This window comes from Saccharothrix coeruleofusca, from assembly GCF_014648515.1.
Taxonomy (GTDB): domain Bacteria; phylum Actinomycetota; class Actinomycetes; order Mycobacteriales; family Pseudonocardiaceae; genus Actinosynnema; species Actinosynnema coeruleofuscum.
Genome location: NZ_BMRG01000007.1, coordinates 189,380 through 206,198, shown reverse-complemented (window position 1 = coordinate 206,198; position 16,819 = coordinate 189,380). Strand labels below are relative to the sequence as shown.

Genomic DNA, 16,819 nt, shown 5'->3' with positions numbered 1-16,819 from the left:
CACATAGTCGGATGTGACCTCGACCCTGCGCGGTCCACCCGGCTGGTCCGGCCGCCGCGGACGAAACCCTGCCCAGGGGACCCTGCTGAATCCCCTTCGTAAGGAGCTGGACATCACCATGAACCTCACACGCAAACTCGCCGCCGTGCTCGCGGGAGTGGGCATCGCGCCCTTCATCGTCGTGGTCTCGGCCGGGACGGCGAGCGCGCACGGGTACATCTCGTCGCCGCCGAGCAGGCAGGCGATGTGCGCCCAGGGCCGCGTGACCGACTGCGGTCCGATCATGTACGAGCCGCAGAGCGTCGAAGGCCCCAAGGGTCAGCGCAACTGCCACGGCGGGCTGGGCCAGTTCGCCGTGCTCAACGACGACAACCGCAACTGGCCCACCACCTCGGTCGGCAACACGGTGTCGTTCAACTGGACGCTCACCGCCCGGCACGCCACCAGCACCTGGCAGTACTACATCGGTGACAGCAAGATCGCCGAGTTCAACGACGGCGGGCGGCAGCCCGGCGCCACGGTGACCCACTCGGTCGACCTGGGTGGCCGCACCGGCAGGCAGAAGGTGCTCGCCGTGTGGAACATCGCCGACACGCCCAACGCCTTCTACGCCTGCGTCGACCTCCAGGTCGGTGGCGGCGGCACCACGCCGACCACGACGACGAAGCCGCCGACGACGACCACCACCCCGCCGACCACCACGACCTCCCGGCCCACCACCACGACGCAGCCCCCGGCGGGCGGCACGTGGGCGGCCAACACCGCCTACGCGGTGGGGTCGCAGGTGACCTACGGCGGCGCCTCCTACCGGTGCATCCAGGCGCACACCTCGCTGACCGGCTGGGAACCGCCGAACACCCCCGCCCTGTGGCAGCGGCTCTGACCTGGTGACCCGCCTGTCCGCGCCCAGCCGGGCGCGGACAGGCCCTTCGGTAGGGAGAACCGACTGTGCAGCGCATCGTCGCCCTGATGGCGGGGCTGTTCCTGTTGGCGGGCTGCGGCTCCGACGAGGCCCCGGTGGCCGGGAGCGCGGGCGCGCCCTCGACCGCGGCCCAGGCGCAGAACCAGGACCAGGGCCAGGCCCAGGGCCAGGGCCAAGAGCACAACGACGTCGACGTGATGTTCCTGCAGATGGCCGTGCCGCACCACCGGCAGGGCCTGGAACTGGCGCGGCTGGCCAAGGAGCGGGCCGTGCGCCCGGACGTGAAGACGCTGGCCGCCGCCATCGAGAGCACCCAGCAGTCCGAAGTGGACTCGATGACCAAGTGGCTGGCCGACTGGGGCAAGCCGGAAACCGCGCCGGACGCGCAGCTGCACGCCGCGCACGGCGGTGACCACTCCACCAAGCCGGAGTTCATCGCCGAGGTGGCGGGCAAGACCGGAGCGGAGTTCGAGCGGGACTTCCTCAACCTGATGATCGCCCACCAGCACAACGCGGTGGAGATCGCCAAGCTGGAGCGCGAGGGCGGGCTCCACCCGCCGAGCAAGGAGCTGGCGGAGCGGATCTTCCAGTCCCGCACCGCGCAGATCTCGCAGATGCTGGGCTTCTTGGGCTAGCGGCAGTCGGAGGCGCGGACCCGGCTCGTGGCGACCGAACCCGTCGCCGCGAGCCGGGTCCGCCGCTTCACAGGCGCAGTTCCAGGCGGCTGTCGAAGCGGCGGCGCTCGCCGGTGACCGGGTCGGTGAACTCCAGCGCCTTGGCCAGCAGCTGCAGCGGATCGGTGAAGTCGTCCAGCGGCTTCTCGGTCAGCACCGGGTAGAAGTCGTCGTTCCGGATCGGGATGCCCAGCCCGCTCAGGTGCAGGCGCAGCTGGTGCGTGCGGCCCGTGGTGGGCAGCAGGCGGTAGCGGGCCCAGCCTTCGCGGTGCTCGACCAGCTCCACGTGGGTCTCCGCGTTGGGCGGACCGGGCACCTCCTGGGCGGTGATCACGCCCTTGACCTTCTCGATGCGGCTGCGCACCGTCATGGGCAGCGCCAGGTCCGGGTCGTGGCGGGCGATCGCCTCGTACTCCTTGACCACCGCGCGGTCCTTGAACAGCAGCTGGTACTTGCCGCGCAGCGCGGGCTCGACCACGAACAGCACCAGCCCGGCGGTGGCGCGGTCGAGCCGGTGCGCCGGGATGAGGTGCGGCAGACCCAGGTCCCGACGCAACCGCACCAGCGCGGTCTCCACGACGTGCTTGCCCCTGGGGATGGTGGCCAGGAAGTGCGGCTTGTCCACCACCAGGATTGCCTCGTCCCGGTGCACCACCCCGATCTCGAACGGCACCGGCGTCTCCTCGGGCAGGTCTCGGTGGAACCACACCGACTTGCCGGGGACGAAGGGCGCGTCGGCGGGCAGCGGGCCGTCGAGGTCGTGGACCCGGCCCTCGGCCAGCAGCGCGTCGATGCGCTCGGGCGCGACCTTGGGCAGGCGGTCGAGCAGGTGGTCGCGCAGCGTCGTCCACGGACCGTCGTCGGGCATCCGCAGGCGGGCCGGGTCCAGGCCGTGGCGCTGGGGGAGCGGTGGTCGTTGCTTGCGCCTCATCGACCGGCAGCCTAGGCGGCCCGCTCGTCCGGGGGCGCGGGGACCAGCCGGTAGGCGTCCCCGCGCGCGACCACCCGCCCGGCGGTGGGCGGCGGGAAGTGGCTGCCCAGCAGCAGCGTGCCGGTGTCCGCGAGCCGGGCGAGCAGGTCGCGCCGGGTGGTCTCGGCCAGCACCGGGTCGATGTCCACGCAGCTGCTGATGTCGGGGTGCGGCAGCTGCACGGGGTGGTGCAGGCAGTCACCGGTGATCAGCGCCGTGCGCCCGCCGTCGTCCAGCCGCACCGCGACGTGGCCGGGGGTGTGGCCGGGCGCGGGCAGCAGCCGCACGCCGGGGACGACGTCGAGCCCGTCGGCGGGGACGTCGACGAGGTCGAGCAACCCCGCCTGCTCGACCGGGTGCACCGAGTCGCGGAACATCTGCTTGCGCGGCTCGTCCATGTCGTACCCGGCCCAGAACTCCCGCTCGGCGCGGGAGACGAGGTAGCGGGCGTTGGGGAAGGTGGGTACCCACTCGCCGTCCACCGCGCGCGTGTTCCAGCCGACGTGGTCGGTGTGCAGGTGGGTGGTGACCACCAGGTCGACCGACTCCGGCGGGAAACCGGCCGCCGCGAGCCGGTCGAGGTAGTCGGTGCGCAGGTCGTGCCAGGCGGGGTTGGCGCGGGTCTTGCCGTTGCCGATGCCGGTGTCGACCACGATCCGCAGCCCGCCCGCGCGCAGGGCGAAGCTGTGGGTGGCCAGGCGCAGGACGCCCGCGTCGTCGGCGAAGTCGGGCCGCAGCCAGTCGTGCCGGGCGACGACCTCCTCGGTCGCGCCGGGCAGCAGCCACCGGCCGACCGGGCCCGTCAGCACCGCCTCGTCCACCCGGTGCACGGTGATGTCGCCGACGGACCAGGCGGGCGCGGGACCGGCGGTTCGTGCTGCCTGCATGTCTGCTTCCTCCCGCAGTCGAAGCTAAAGCAATGACTTTGCGTTAAGGCACGATAGGCCCTATCGTCTTCTAACGCAAACCCTTAGCTTTTATCGAGAGGTGCACATGTCCAGTCCAGAGCTCACCCCGCCGGAGGTCGCCCGCTGGGCGACGCGAGCCGGCCTCCCGCTGCCGCACGACCGGCTCGCCACGGTGGCCGACGTCGCCAACCACGTGCACTCCGTCGTCTCCGTCCTGCGCGAGCTGGACTTCGGCGACACGCCCCCGTCCGCCGTCTACCGCGCGGAGGAGGACTTCGATGCGGCCGTATGAGCTGTCCCTCGCCGAGGCCGCGCAGGAGGTGCGCGCCCGCCGGCTGTCCCCCGTCGAGCTGGTGGACTCGGTGCTGGAGCGGATCGACCGGGTGGAGCCGCACCTGCACGCCTACGTCGAGGTGACCGCCGAGCGCGCCCGCCACGACGCCCGACGGGCGGAGGGCGCGGTGGATGGCCCGCTGCGCGGCATCCCGATGGCGCTCAAGGACCTGATCGACGTCGCGGGCGTGGCGACCACGGCCAGCTCGCGGGTCCGGGCCGACCACCGGGCCGAGGCGGACAGCGCGGTGGCCGCGCGACTGGCCGCGGCGGGCGCGGCGCTGGTGGGCAAGACCCACACGCACGAGTTCGCCTACGGCCTGATCACGCCGCAGACCGGCAACGCGTGGGACCGGGGCCGGGTCGCGGGCGGCTCCAGCGGCGGGTCGGCGGTCGCCGTGGCCGCCGGGGCGGCGACCTTCGCGCTGGGGACCGACACCGGCGGCTCGATCCGGGTGCCCGCCGCGCTGAACGGGGTCGTGGGCCTCAAGCCGACCTACGACCTGGTCCCCCGGCGCGGGGTGACCTCGCTGTCGTGGTCGCTGGACCACGTCGGCCCCATCACGCGCACGGTCGAGGACGCCGGCCTGGTGCTGGCGGCACTGGTAGCCCCCGGCCGCGCCCAGTCCTTCGCGGACTACCCGCGTGACGGGGACCTCCGAGGGCTGCGCGTCGGCGTGCCGGTCAACTACTACTTCGACCACGTGGACCCCGAAGTCGAAGCCGCTGTCCGCGCGGCCGTCGCACGGCTGGAGGAGCTGGGGGCGCGGCTAATCGAGGTCGAGATCCCGATGACCCGCTACATCCAGGCGACCCACTGGGGCCTGATGGTCCCCGAGGCCACCGCCTACCACGAGCGGACGCTGCGGTCGGTCCCCGAGCTGTACGCGGACGACGTGCGCGTCCTGCTCGAAGCGGGGGCGCTGCTGTCGGCGGGCGACTACCTGCGCGCCCAGCGCGCCCGCACGCTCATGCGGCGGGCCTGGCTGGACGTGCTGGACGGGGTCGACGCGATCGCCGCCCCGACCGTGCCGCTGACCGCGGTCGAAGTGGGGCGGGACTCGGTCACCTGGCCCGACGGCGCGGTGGAGACCGTCTCCGACGCCTACGTGCGCCTGTCGGCCCCCGCCAACATCGCAGGCGTGCCGTCGCTGACCGTGCCGGTCGGACAGGACCGGGCGGGCCTGCCGATCGGGATGCAGCTCATGGGGCGGCCACTGGGCGAGGCCGTGCTCCTGCGCCTCGGGCACGCGTACGAGCGGACCGGGGCCGCCCCCCGGCTCGCGCCGGTCGCCTGACGCGCCGCCCCGGTCACCGCTCCCAGATGCCCGCCAACAGGTCAGCCAGGGCGCGCGCGCAGCCGTCGAGCAACCGCTCGCCCTTGGCCGCCGAGGCGGTGCGGGCATCGCCCGCCGTGCCCGTCGGCGCGATGCGCTCGAACGGGATGGAGCGGTGGACCGGGGCGCTGTCCTCGGACTGCAAGGAGATCGTGGGCCCCACGGCGGCGGGGACCTTCTCCGCGCGCACCAGTCCGGGGAAGGCCGCCAGCGCCATCGACGTCTCGCCCTCGCAGGCGTGCATGAGCTGGTCCTGCGTCTGGAGCGTGCGCTCGATCACCGCTTTCCCGGCGGTGAAGTAGCTCGTGACCGCCAGCGGCGCGCCCAGTTCCGCGGTCAGCTCGTTGACCAGCGCGTTCAGGGCGGTGACGTTGCCGCCGTGCCCGTTGACGATGAGGACGCGGCCGAACCCGGCGCGCAGCACGGACCGGCAGAGGTCGCGCAGGAGCGCGTGCAGCGTCGGCAGCGAGAGGGTCAGGGTGCCGCCGAAGGCCATGTGGTGCTCGGCCAGGCCGCACCACACCGAGGGGGCCACCACCACCGGCACGGGGGCCATGGCGGCGGCCCGCAGGCACACCTCGGCGGCCAGGAAGTCGTCCACGCCGGTGGGCAGGTGCTCGCCGTGCTGCTCGGTCGAGCCCACCGGCAGCAGCACGACGGCGTCGCGCTCGGCCAGCGCGCGCAGTTCCGGTGCGGTCAGGTGGTTCCAGCGGTGTTCCACGACAGCCTCCTCACTAAAGCTAATTCTTAGCTTTAGTGAGCGTAAGTCGTGCTCGCGGCTTGACGCAAGGATTTTGCTTTAAGGTGGTGTGGTGAGTCCCAGACCGATGGTGCGGCCCGGCGGGCGCAGCGCGCGGGTCCAGGAGTCCGTGCACGCCGCCGTGCGCGAGCTGGAAGCGGAAGTGGGGCGCGGCGCGCTGACCGTGCCCCTGATCGCCGCGCGCGCGGGCGTCACCCCGTCCACCGTCTACCGCCGCTGGGGCGACCTCCAGGAGCTGCTGTCCGACGTCGCCGTCGAGCGGCTGCGGCCGGACGGGCCGCCCGAGGACCACGGGGACCTGGCGGCCGACCTGACGGCGTGGGCGGAGCAGTTCCTGGAGGAGATGGCGTCCCCACCGGGCCGCGCCTACGTGCGCGACGCCCTGCTCGGCGACCCGGACGGGGACAACGCGGGCCAGTGCTCGGACTACGCGGCCGCGCAGATCGCGATCATCCTCGCCCGCGCCGCCGACCGGGGCCAGCGGGCACCCGACGTGGAGGAGGTCATCGACCGCGTCGTGGCGCCGATGCTGTACCGCATCCTGTTCCGCCGCGGCTCCTTCGGCACCGGCTACGCCCGCGACCTGGTCACCGCCCTCCTCGCCCCCCGCGAACCGAGCGCGGGCGCTAATCCGCCGCTTGGCGGAAGGTGACCTGGTAGCCCAGCGCGGTGAGCATCCCGGTGAGCATCTTGCGGGTGTTGTCCTCGGCGCGCTCCGCCAGCCCGGACTCCTTGGCCGCGTCGGCGATCTTCTGCTCCGCCGCGACGTAGAACGGCTGCTGGTCCTGCGTCTCCACCAGCGAGGCCAACCGGTCGAACAGACCGCGCTCCTGGGCGAAGACGTAGCACTTGTCCTGGTGGAGGTTCGGCTTGTCCAGCACCGGCTCGGGCAGGGTCAGCTCGACGGTCCGGTTCTCCTGGGAGATCCTCATCGACTCCTCGGTGAGGCGGCCGAAGTCGACGTAGGCGTTCACCGTGCCCGCCGCCACGAACAGCGTCCGCTGACCCGCCAGGGCGCTGGGCACGTAGCGCACGTCCTTCTCGATGTCGAGCACCACCTGGTAGTCGCCCGCCGAGGCGTGGTACTGGCTCAGGTCGCGCAGCGACTGCAGCACCGCGGGCTGACCGCGGTCCACCGTGTCGGTGCCGAAGGGGTTCCACACCTTCGTCAGGCCGAGCACCGCGACGACCGCCACCACCGTCAGGACCGCGCTTGTCACGAGCACACCGGTGCGCCACCTCATGCGCGGCGGGTACCCGCTCCGGGCGCAGGCGACACCTGGTGACGGCGGAGGAAGCGCTCAGTGACCTTCCACTTTGGACACCCCTGCCCGCGGGCGCGACGTGCCGCTAGGCTCCGGTGGTGCGCAAGAAGATCCTGATCACCGGTGCCAGCTCCGGCCTGGGCGAGGGGATGGCCAGGCGGTTCGCCGCGATGGGCCGCGACCTCGCGCTGTGCGCGCGGCGGACCGACCGGCTCGACCGGCTCCGCGAGGAGCTGACCGCCGCCCACCCCGGCATCACCGTCGCCACCCGGCAGCTCGACGTCACCGACCACGACGCGGTGTTCGCGGTCTTCCGCTCCTTCGCCGAGGAGCTGGGCGGGCTGGACCGGGTGGTGGTCAACGCGGGCATCGGCAAGGGGCGCAAGGTGGGCACCGGCGGTTTCCAGGCCAACCGGCGCACCGCGGAGACGAACTTCATCGGCGCGCTCGCCCAGGCCGAAGCCGCGATGGAGCTGTTCTACGCGCGGGGAGCCGGGCACCTGGTGCTGATCTCGTCCCTCGGCGCGCTGCGCGGGATGCCGCGCAGCGCCGCCGCCTACGCCGCGACCAAGGCGGCGGTGTCCTCGCTGGCCGAGGGCATCCGCATGGACGCGCTGCGCACGCCGATCCGGGTCAGCGCCATCCTGCCCGGCTACATCCGCTCCGAGATGAACCCCGAGGACGCCCTGCTGATCACCAGCACGGAGGTGGGCGTGCGGGCGATGGTGCGGGCCATCGAGCGCGAGGTGGCCACCGCCTGCGTGCCCGCGTGGCCGTGGCGGCTGCTGGCCCCCGTGTACCGGCACGCGCCGCTGCGGCTGCTGGAACGGGTGCTGTGACGGGTGCTGTGACGGTCAGGTCTCGCCCCGGTCCTCCTTCTCCTCGCCCCGGCGGCGCATGAAGGCGAAGCCGGGGATGCCCAGGATCGCCTGCCGCATGTCGTTGACCACGTCCAGCAGCTGGTGGATGTCCGGGCCGACGCGGTCCAGCGTGGCCAGGATCGGCAGCACGTCCTCCGCCATGTGCCTGGCGAGTTCGGGCAGCTGGTCCACCAGCCGCACCGCCGCCTCCACCTCCTGCGGCGTCAGCTCCTCGACGAACCGGGCCGCCAGCGGCTGGGCGCGCTGGGCCAGGGGAGCGTAGACGTCCACCAGCTCGCGCGAGGTCCGCGACAGCTCGCCGACGTCGGCGGTGACCACCTCGGCGGTGGCGGTCACCGCCGACGCGCGGGCCACCAGAGCCTCGGTCTCGGCCAGCACCCCCTCGGTGCGGGTGACCAGGTCGTCGGCCCGGCGGACCACGGACTCGGCGGCTTCCAGCAGGCCCAGCACCCGGCCCGGCACGGAGACGGCGGTCTCGACGGTCGAGCGGGCCAGGTCGAACACGGCGCGCGGCGTCAGTTCCATGCGCACACTCTGCCGCACGCGACGCACCAGGGCCGGTCGGACGTGACTAGCTCAGCGCCAGGTCCACGCCCGCCTCGACGTGCAGGCGGGTCGAGTCGACCACCGGCACCGCGCAGTCGGACTGGTCGACCAGCAGGGTGATCTCCGTGCAGCCCAGGATCACCGCCTCCGCGCCGCGCTCGACCAGCCGGGCCATCACCTCCCGGTAGGCGGCGCGCGAGGAGGGCTCCACGCGGTTGCGGGTCAGCTCCTGGTAGATCACGTCGTGCACGAGCGTGCGGTCCGGTTCGTCGGGCACGACCAGCTCGATGCCGTGCCGCCGCATCCGGTCGCGGTAGAAGTCCTGCTCCATGGTGAACCGCGTGCCCAGCAGACCGACCTTGCGGTGCGGGCCGAGCTTGGCCGCCGTGGCGTCCACGATGTGCACGAACGGCACGTCCACGGCGTCGGTGATGGCGTCCGCGACCTTGTGCATGGTGTTGGTGCACAACAAGATCAGCTCCGCGCCGCCCGCCAGGAGCGCGCGGGCCGCCCCGGCCAGCAGCTCGCCCGCCTCCGCCCAGCGGCCGGTGCGCTGCAACAGCTCCACCTCGGCGAAGTCCACGGTCAGCAGCAGGCTCGGCGCGCAGTGGTGGCCGCCCAGCCTGCGCCGCACCTCCTCGTTGAGCAGGCGGTAGTACTCCGCCGACGACTCCCAGCTCATGCCGCCGATCAGGCCGATGGTTCGCATGCGGCACTCTCGCGCACCGACCCGGCGCGGGCCAACCGCGTTTCCCGCCGTCGATACGAGTCAATATCCAGCAAACGCCCGCTCCCGGTGCCACCCACCTATGGGCGTGTTGGGCGTGTCGCCCCCGCGAGTCGAACCTCCAGACACCACGAATTCAACATTCGCGCACTCTGAGTCGTGCTTTCGTGGTTGCCGGGCCTGCGGGCCACCCCTTCAGGCACTCCGCGTGCGCGGCCCGGCCGTCCCCCCGCCGCCCGACCTCAGGACACCGGGACCTGCTCGGCGAACTGGGTCCGGTACAGCTCCTCGTAGCGCCCGCCCGCCGCCAGCAGCTCCGCGTGCGTCCCCCGCTCCACCACGTGCCCGTCCTCCACCACGAGGATCAGGTCCGCCGCCCGGATGGTCGACAGCCGGTGCGCGATGACCACCGCCGTGCGGCCCTCCAGCGCCTCGCCCAGCGCGGCCTGCACCGCCGCCTCGGAGGTGGAGTCCAGGTGGGCGGTCGCCTCGTCCAGGATCACCACGCGGGGGCGCGCCAGCAGCAGGCGGGCGATGGTCAGCCGCTGCCGCTCGCCGCCGGAGAGCCGGTAGCCGCGCTCGCCCACCACGGTGTCCAGCCCGTCGGGCAGCGACGCCACCAGGTCGGCCAGCCGTGCGCGCCGCAGCACGTCCCACAGCTCCTCCTCGTTCGCCTCGGGGCGGGCCAGCAGGAGGTTCTCCCGGATCGACTCGTGGAACAGGTGGCCGTCCTGGGTCACCATGCCCAGCGCCTCGCGGATCGCCTCGGCGGTCAGGTCCCGCACGTCCACGCCGGACAGCCGCACCGAACCGGAGTCCACGTCGTACAGCCGCGGCACCAGCGAGGCGATGGTGGACTTGCCCGCGCCCGACGAGCCGACCAGGGCCACCAGCTGACCCGGTTCGGCGCGGAACGACACGCCGTGCAGCACCTCGGCACCGCCGCGGGTGTCGAGCACCGCGACCTCCTCCAGCGACGCCAGCGAGACCTTCTCCGCCGACGGGTAGGAGAACCGCACGTCGGTGAACTCCACCGACACCGGTCCCTCCGGCAGCGGCCGGGCGTCGGGCTTCTCCACGATCAGCGGCCGCAGGTCGAGCACCTCGAAGACCCGCTCGAACGACACCAGCGCGCTCATCACCTCCACCCGCGCGCTGGCCAGCGCGGTCAGCGGCGCGTAGAGCCTGGTCAGCAGCAGCGCCAGGGCGACAACGGCGCCGGGGTCGAGCTGGCCGCGCAGCGCGTAGAAGCCGCCGAGGCCGTAGACCAGGGCCAGCGCCAGCGCGGAGACCAGGGTCAGCGCGGTGATGAACACCGTCTGCACCATCGCCCCGCGCACGCCGATGTCGCGCACCCGCCGCGCCCGCAGGGCGAACTCGGCGGACTCGCGCGCCGGGCGGCCGAACAGCTTCACCAGCGTCGCGCCCGGCGCGGAGAACCGCTCGGTCATCTGCGTGCTCATGGCCGCGTTGTGGTTGGCGGCTTCCCGCTCCAGCCGCGCCAGGCGGGTGCCCATCCGCCGCGCGGGCAGCACGAACACCGGCAGCAGCACCAGCGCCAGCAGCGTGATCTGCCAGGACAGGCTGATCATGACCACCAGCGTGAGCAGCAGCGTGACCAGGTTGCCCACCACGCTGGACAGCGTGTCGCTGAACGCCCGCTGCGCGCCGATCACGTCGTTGTTCAACCGGCTGACCAGCGCGCCCGTGCGGGTGCGGGTGAAGAACGCGATCGGCATCCGCTGCACGTGGTCGTAGACCTTGGTGCGCAGCCGCAGGATCAGGTCCTCGCCGATGCTGGCCGACAGCCACCGCGCCAGCAGCCCCAGCGCCGCCTCGACGACCGCGATGACCGCGATGAGCCCGGCCAGCCCCAGCACCACGCCCGAGGGCCGACCGCCGACGATCGCGTCCACCACGCGGCCCGCGAGCACCGGCGTCACCACCGCGAGCACCGCCCCCACCACGCTGACCGCGAGGTACTGCCACAACCGCGATCGGCGCACGTCGGCGAACCGCCATATTCGGCGCAGGCCCGCCACCGAGAACGGGCGTTTGTCGTCCTGGGCGTTCATCGCGTGGTACAGCGACGTCCAGGCAGTGACTTCCATGTCCATGCCGGGAAGGTAAGACCTCGACGGAACTGGAGGTCAAGCGGTTTGCCGCGGGGCGACGACACCCGTGACGGCGACCCCGCGGCGGTGGCAGCGCGATCCCGGTATTCCTCCCAACCGCTCCGGGTGCAGGCTGGAGCGGGCGCGACCGCTCGGCGGTTCCGGGAATGGATCACCGGTCCCGAGCGTTGTGGCGGGGAAGAGCAAACGCGAGGACATCGGGAGGCACGAGGTGGCGCTGGACCCGGAGGAGCTGTTCGAGGTCGACTCCGACGTCCCGGACCTGACCGGAGCGGTGCTGCTGCACCACTTCGCCGGCTTCATGGACGCCGGTGCGGCCGGCGGTGCGCTGGTCGAGCACCTGCTGGAGGCGCACGAGAGCCGCGTCATCGCGCGCTTCGACGTCGACGACCTCATCGACTACCGCGCACGGCGGCCCGCGATGACCTTCGTCACCGACCGGTGGGAGGACTACGCGGCGCCGGAGCTGCTGGTGCACCTGCTGCACGACGCCGTGGGCACGCCGTTCCTGCTGCTCACCGGCCCCGAGCCGGACCGCCGCTGGGAGGCGGTCGCCGCCGCGGTGCGGGCGCTGATCGACCGCTGGGGCGTGCGCCTGGCGGTCGGCTTCCACGGCATCCCGATGGGCGTGCCGCACACCCGCAAGCTGTCGGTGATCTCCCACGCGACCCGCCCCGAGCTGGTCACCGGGACCTCGCCGTTCAACCGGGTGCAGGTGCCCGGTCACCTGTCGGCGCTGCTGGAGCTGCGGCTGGGCCAGTGGGGCCACGACGCGATGGGCCTGGTCGCCTACGTGCCGCACTACCTGGCGCAGAGCTCCTACCCGACGGCGTCGCTGAGCCTGCTGGAGGCGCTGACCAAGTCCACCGGGCTGGTGCTGCAGGCGGCGGCGCTGAACGAGGCCGCGCGCCGCACGGACGCGGACATCGCCCGGCAGGTGGCCGAGTCGCAGGAGGTGGCGCAGGTCGTGGAGGCGCTGGAGCGCCAGTACGACGCCTTCGCCGAGGCCGCCGAGGACTCGACGAACAACCTGCTGCTGGAGGAGGGCGAGCCGCTGCCCAGCGCGGACGAGCTGGCGGCGGAGCTGGAGCGCTTCCTGGCCGAGCAGCAGCGCGACTGAACCTGCTCACCGCCCGCCCGCGGCGTCGGCCAGCAGGCGGTAGGAGTCGAGCAGGGCGGCGCGGTCGTGGGTGCTGGTGGTGACCAGGACCTCGTCCGCGCCGGTGCGCGCCACCAGCGCGTCCAGCGACTCGGCGATCTCGGCCGGGGTGCCGAAGAGGTGGCCGCGCAGCGACTGCTCGAACAGCGAGCGCTCGCGGGCGGTCATCGGCAGGGCCAGCACCTCGGCGGCGGGCCGCAGCGGCGGGAACACGCCGCGGGTGCGCGAGTGGGCCATCGCCCACGCCTCGGGCACCAGCAGCCGCCACGCCTCCTCCGCGGTCGCGGCCACCGCGACCGAGAGCGACACCACGACGTAGGGCTCGGCGGCCAGGGGCGATGGCCGGAACTCCGCCCGGTAGTCGCGCACCGCCCGCAGCATCGGCTCCTCGCCCCGGACCGCGCCGATCACCAGCGGCAGGCCGTGGCGCGCGGCGATCCCGGCCCCGGCGCCGGTGGCCAGCACGAACGCGGGCACCCGCAGGCCCTCGGCGGGCAGGCCGGGCACCTCGTTGGCCCCGGTGAAGTAGCCGAGCAGCTCCGCCAGCTGCCCCTCGAACCGGTCCGCGTCGTCCTTGTCGTGCCCCAGCGCCCGGCGCACCGGCCCGGTGAACCCCACCGACCGCCCCAGCCCCATGTCGATCCGGCCGGGGAACAGCGACTCCAGCACGCCGAACTGCTCGGCGACCACCAGCGGCCGGTGGTTGGGCAGCATCACCCCGCCCGTGCCGACCCGGATGCGCGAGGTGGCCGCCGCCACGGCGGCGGCCAGCACGGTCGGCGCGGAGCCCGCCACACCGGGCACGCCGTGGTGCTCGGACACCCAGAACCGGTGGTAGCCCAGCGCTTCCGCCCGCCGGGCGAACTCCACGGTGTCGCGCAGCGCCTCGGCGGGGGAGTGCCCCTCGCGGGTGCGCGACCGGTCCAGCACGGAAAGCCTCACCCCGTGGTCAACGATCGCCCGCGCGGTGGAATTCCGCCGGTCAGCGCCGTTCAGCGCAGGTCAGCGCCGGTCAACGTGGTGCAGAACCGGTCAGAGCCGGTCGTCCGAGTCTTCCCCGAGCAGCCGCACCCGGCCGTAGGTCTGGAACACCCGCTGGGACACCAGCGTGTGCTGCGCGGCCACGTGCGCGTCCCGCAGGCACCGCTGCAGCGCCGAGGTCTCGAACACGGCGGTCCCGCCGCCGAGGGCGAACGCGATCCGGGTCACCTCGGCCGCCTCCCGCGCGGCGTGCGCGCACGCCAGCCGCAGCCGGGCGCGGTCCGGCACCGAGGCCGCCCGGCCCGCCGCGGTCTGCTCCCACCGCTCGGCCAGCTCCGCGTGCAGGAACGCCCGCGCCGCGCACAGCCGGGCCTGCGCGCGGGCCAGCTCCAGCTGCGCGCCCGCCTGCTCGGCCAGCGGCTGGGAGGTGTGCTGCGGCGTCTTGATCACCGCCAGCTTCTCGATCTCCTCCACCGCCCGCAGCGCGATGCCCATGCCCACCGCCGCGACGCCGACGGCCAGGAAGGACAGGAAGGGGAACGCGGCCAGCGGGTGGCCGAGGTGGATCTCGCCCGCGCGCGCCGCCCGCCGGGTCGGGACGAACACGTCGGTGACCTCCCAGTCGTGCGAGGCGGTCGCCCGCAGCCCGGCCGCGTGCCAGGTGTCGTGCACGGTGACGTCCGCGGCGGGGAACAGCGCGACCACCGGCCCGGCGTCGGTCAGCGCGCCGCCCGCGACCCAGTCGCACAGCGGCACCGCGCTGCCCCAGCCCCACCGGCCGCTGATCCGGTGGCCGCCCTCGACCTCGGTGGCGCGGCCCAGCGGGGCGGCGGTGCCCGCGGCCACCGAGGACGCCTCGCCGAAGACCTCCTCGGCGCCCTCGTCGGACATCCGCCACGCCAGCGCGGAGGTGGCGCTGGTGGTCATCGCGGTCCACCCGGTCGACCCGTCGGCCTGGGCGAGGTCCTCCACGGTCCGCGCCCACGTCGGCAGGTCCTGCTCCGCGCCCCCGAGGCGGGCGGGTGCGAGCAGTCGCGTCGCACCCGCCCCGACCAGCGCTCGGAAGACCCGCCGGGTGATCCGGCGGTCCCGCTCGGCGTCGGCCGCTTCGGCCCTGATCAACGGGTGCAGTGCGCGCACCCGCCCAACCTAGCGCCCTGCGACTAGGACACGGTCCACTTCTGGTTGGCCGTGCCCGCGCAGGTCCACAGCTGGACCCTGGCCCCGTTGTTGGGGTTGTTGTCCTTGACGTCCAGGCACTTGTCGGCCGGGATGTTGACGATGTCGTTGGCCGCGCTGACCGCCCACTGCTGGGCGCCGGTGCCGTTGCACTCGTAGAGCTGGACCGGCGTGCCGTCCGCGGTGCCCGCGTTGGCCGCGTCCAGGCACTTGCCGAACGCGCGGATGGTGCCGTCGCCCGGCCTGCTCCACTGCTGCGCGGCGGTGCCGTTGCAGTCGTGGATCTGGATCGGCGTGGCGTTGGCGGAGTTGCCGTTGGCCACGTCCAGGCACTTGCCCGCCAGACCGGTGATCCGGCCGCCCGCGCCGCCGCCGCTGGTGCTGCTGACCCGGACGTAGTCGATCACGAACTGCTGCGGGAAGACCGTGCTGGCGTCGGGGTAGCCGGGCCACTCGCCGCCCACCGCGAGGTTGAGGATGATGAAGAACGGCTTGTCGAACACCCAGCGGTCGCCGCCCAGGTCCGCGGGGGTGCGGCGCTGGTAGACGTGGCCGTCGACGGACCAGGCGATGGAGTTGGGCGTCCAGTCCACCGCGAAGGTGTGGAAGCCGTCGGCGAAGTTCGGGCCGTTGTAGGCCATCCCGATGCCCTCGGCGCCGGAGTAGCCCGGACCGTGGATCGTGCCGTACACGGTGTTCTGCTGGTGCCCCAGGAACTCCATGATGTCGATCTCACCGCTGCTCGGCCACGGCACGCCGTTGTTGATGTCGCTGCCCAGCATCCAGAACGCGGGCCAGATGCCCTTGCCGCGCGGCATCTTCATGCGCGCTTCGACGCGGCCGTAGGTGGTGCTGAACTTGCCCGCGGTGTTGATCCGGGCCGAGGTGTACTGGCAGCGGCCGTACCAGCAGTTGTAGTTGCCGGGGTTCTCCTTCCGCGCGGTGATCACCAGGTTGCCCGCACCGTCCAGCGCGGCGTTGCTCGCGGAGTCGGTGTAGTACTGGTGCTCCTTGTTGTTGCCGTGGTTGTCGCCGATCTCGGTGTTCCACCTGGCCGCGTTCACGCGGCTGCCCGCAGGACCGTCGAAGTTCTCCTCCCAGGTGACGGCCGTGGTGCCGACCTCCTGGGCGGCGGCCTGGGGGGTGGCGGCGGGGGGAGCGCCCGTGGCCGCCGTCATCGGGGCGACCAGCCCGCCTAGGGTGAGCACGATCGCGCCCACCAGCACTCGTGTCCGCATTGACGTTCCCTTCACTCTGGCGGCGGCGCACAGAAGTTACTGCATGAGCTTGAATCAAGTCACGATGAAAGTGGGGGCGCTTTACTGTCGTGCGTGCCGGGACACCCACCGGCCCGACGAGGAGGTCGACACCCATGGCCCTGCTGCGCAGCTACGTGTCCGGTCGCTGGCACACCCCCACCGCGGAGGGGACGCCGCTGCGCGACGCGGTGACCGGCGAGGAGATCGCCCGCGTCTCCTCGGCGGGCGTGGACATGGCCGCGGCGCTGGAGCACGGCAGGCGCGTGGGCGGCCCGGCGCTGCGCGAGCTGACCTTCCACCAGCGGGGCGCGCTGCTCAAGGCGCTGGCCTCCTACCTGCGCGAGCACCGCGACGAGCTGTACGCGCTGTCCGCGCGCAGCGGCGCCACCCGCGCCGACTCGCTGATCGACGTGGACGGCGGCATCGGCGTGCTGTTCGGCTACGCGGGCAAGGCCAAGCGGGAACTGCCCAACGACAGGGTCTACGTCGAGGGCGCGGTGGAACCGCTCGGCCGCGGCGGCACGTTCGCGGGCCAGCACGTCGGCACCCCGCTGCGCGGTGTCTCGGTGCAGATCAACGCCTTCAACTTCCCGGTGTGGGGCCCGCTGGAGAAGTTCGCGCCCGCGTTCGTCGCCGGGGTGCCCTCGCTGATCAAACCCGCCTCGCCGACCGCCTACCTCACCGAGAAGCTGGTCGAGCTGATGCTCGCCTCCGGGCTGCTGCCCGAGGGCTCGGTGCAGCTGGTCTGCGGCAGCGCGGGCGACCTGCTCGACCACCTCACCG

Annotated in this window: 18 protein-coding genes; 8 read left to right on the top strand and 10 right to left on the bottom strand. The window is 73.1% G+C overall.

Going from position 1 to position 16,819, the window contains the following annotated elements; translation table 11 throughout:
- The first annotated feature begins 118 nt into the window (after positions 1–118).
- Positions 119–883, top strand: coding sequence for a lytic polysaccharide monooxygenase (locus tag IEZ00_RS19870; RefSeq protein WP_189224773.1), 765 nt, complete (start codon positions 119–121; stop codon positions 881–883).
- Between the two features lie 65 nt (positions 884–948).
- On the top strand, positions 949–1,557 hold the full coding sequence (locus IEZ00_RS19865) for a DUF305 domain-containing protein (RefSeq protein WP_229795910.1): 609 nt from the start codon (positions 949–951) through the stop codon (positions 1,555–1,557).
- Positions 1,558–1,624: 67 nt separating this feature from the next.
- On the opposite strand, the gene IEZ00_RS19860 is transcribed toward IEZ00_RS19865, so the two are convergent.
- Together IEZ00_RS19860 and IEZ00_RS19855 are read right to left on the bottom strand one after the other, a co-directional pair.
- Positions 1,625–2,527: a pseudouridine synthase gene (locus IEZ00_RS19860; RefSeq protein WP_189224772.1), complete on the bottom strand. Its 903-nt coding sequence runs from the start codon at positions 2,525–2,527 to the stop codon at positions 1,625–1,627.
- 11 nt (positions 2,528–2,538) lie between these two features.
- The gene (locus IEZ00_RS19855; protein ID WP_189224771.1) at positions 2,539–3,453 is read right to left on the bottom strand and encodes an MBL fold metallo-hydrolase; all 915 of its coding nucleotides are present in this window, start codon (positions 3,451–3,453) and stop codon (positions 2,539–2,541) included.
- A 106-nt stretch (positions 3,454–3,559) separates the two neighbouring features.
- Between IEZ00_RS19855 and IEZ00_RS19850 the strand changes: the two genes are divergently transcribed.
- A complete protein-coding gene (locus IEZ00_RS19850; RefSeq protein WP_189224770.1) occupies positions 3,560–3,766 on the top strand; it encodes a hypothetical protein in 207 nt (68 codons plus the stop codon).
- A complete protein-coding gene (locus IEZ00_RS19845; RefSeq protein WP_189224769.1) occupies positions 3,753–5,105 on the top strand; it encodes an amidase in 1,353 nt (450 codons plus the stop codon). The genes IEZ00_RS19850 and IEZ00_RS19845 overlap by 14 nt, the downstream gene beginning before the upstream one ends.
- Before the next feature lie 13 nt (positions 5,106–5,118).
- Here IEZ00_RS19845 and IEZ00_RS19840 read toward each other — a convergent pair whose 3' ends face one another.
- Positions 5,119–5,865: a creatininase family protein gene (locus tag IEZ00_RS19840; protein ID WP_209621222.1), complete on the bottom strand. Its 747-nt coding sequence runs from the start codon at positions 5,863–5,865 to the stop codon at positions 5,119–5,121.
- Between the two features lie 91 nt (positions 5,866–5,956).
- Between IEZ00_RS19840 and IEZ00_RS19835 the strand changes: the two genes are divergently transcribed.
- Positions 5,957–6,556, top strand: coding sequence for a TetR/AcrR family transcriptional regulator (locus IEZ00_RS19835; RefSeq protein ID WP_229795909.1), 600 nt, complete (start codon positions 5,957–5,959; stop codon positions 6,554–6,556).
- On the opposite strand, the gene IEZ00_RS19830 is transcribed toward IEZ00_RS19835, so the two are convergent.
- Complete coding sequence (locus IEZ00_RS19830) at positions 6,531–7,124, bottom strand: DUF4230 domain-containing protein (RefSeq protein ID WP_306344684.1); 594 nt, start codon at positions 7,122–7,124, stop codon at positions 6,531–6,533. The two genes, IEZ00_RS19835 and IEZ00_RS19830, sit on opposite strands and share 26 nt — an antisense overlap.
- A 143-nt stretch (positions 7,125–7,267) precedes the next feature.
- Between IEZ00_RS19830 and IEZ00_RS19825 the strand changes: the two genes are divergently transcribed.
- Positions 7,268–8,008, top strand: coding sequence for an SDR family oxidoreductase (locus IEZ00_RS19825; RefSeq protein WP_189224767.1), 741 nt, complete (start codon positions 7,268–7,270; stop codon positions 8,006–8,008).
- 15 nt (positions 8,009–8,023) lie between these two features.
- Here the strand turns inward: IEZ00_RS19825 and IEZ00_RS19820 are convergent, their stop codons facing one another.
- From IEZ00_RS19820 to IEZ00_RS19810, 3 genes are all read right to left on the bottom strand, one after another.
- A complete protein-coding gene (locus tag IEZ00_RS19820; protein WP_189224766.1) occupies positions 8,024–8,575 on the bottom strand; it encodes a hypothetical protein in 552 nt (183 codons plus the stop codon).
- Between the two features lie 46 nt (positions 8,576–8,621).
- Positions 8,622–9,305, bottom strand: a complete 684-nt coding sequence (locus IEZ00_RS19815; RefSeq protein ID WP_189224765.1) for an aspartate/glutamate racemase family protein — start codon at positions 9,303–9,305, stop codon at positions 8,622–8,624.
- A 260-nt stretch (positions 9,306–9,565) separates the two neighbouring features.
- Positions 9,566–11,440 carry an ABC transporter ATP-binding protein gene (locus IEZ00_RS19810; protein ID WP_189224764.1) on the bottom strand — a complete coding sequence of 625 codons (1,875 nt, stop codon included), beginning with the start codon at positions 11,438–11,440 and terminating at the stop codon, positions 9,566–9,568.
- Positions 11,441–11,669: 229 nt separating this feature from the next.
- Here IEZ00_RS19810 and IEZ00_RS19805 point away from each other — a divergent pair, with 229 nt between their 5' ends.
- A complete protein-coding gene (locus tag IEZ00_RS19805; protein WP_189224763.1) occupies positions 11,670–12,578 on the top strand; it encodes a proteasome assembly chaperone family protein in 909 nt (302 codons plus the stop codon).
- Positions 12,579–12,584: 6 nt separating this feature from the next.
- Here IEZ00_RS19805 and IEZ00_RS19800 read toward each other — a convergent pair whose 3' ends face one another.
- The 3 genes from IEZ00_RS19800 to IEZ00_RS19790 all read right to left on the bottom strand — a co-directional run bounded on the left by IEZ00_RS19800 (position 12,585) and on the right by IEZ00_RS19790 (position 16,015).
- Positions 12,585–13,559, bottom strand: coding sequence for an MsnO8 family LLM class oxidoreductase (locus IEZ00_RS19800; protein ID WP_189224762.1), 975 nt, complete (start codon positions 13,557–13,559; stop codon positions 12,585–12,587).
- 90 nt (positions 13,560–13,649) lie between these two features.
- Positions 13,650–14,738: an acyl-CoA dehydrogenase family protein gene (locus IEZ00_RS19795; protein ID WP_189224761.1), complete on the bottom strand. Its 1,089-nt coding sequence runs from the start codon at positions 14,736–14,738 to the stop codon at positions 13,650–13,652.
- Positions 14,739–14,761: 23 nt separating this feature from the next.
- Complete coding sequence (locus IEZ00_RS19790) at positions 14,762–16,015, bottom strand: glycoside hydrolase family 16 protein (RefSeq protein WP_189224760.1); 1,254 nt, start codon at positions 16,013–16,015, stop codon at positions 14,762–14,764.
- A 134-nt stretch (positions 16,016–16,149) separates the two neighbouring features.
- Here IEZ00_RS19790 and IEZ00_RS36840 point away from each other — a divergent pair.
- Positions 16,150–16,819 (top strand): aldehyde dehydrogenase family protein (locus IEZ00_RS36840; protein ID WP_229795908.1); only part of this gene is annotated, 670 nt, incomplete at its 3' end.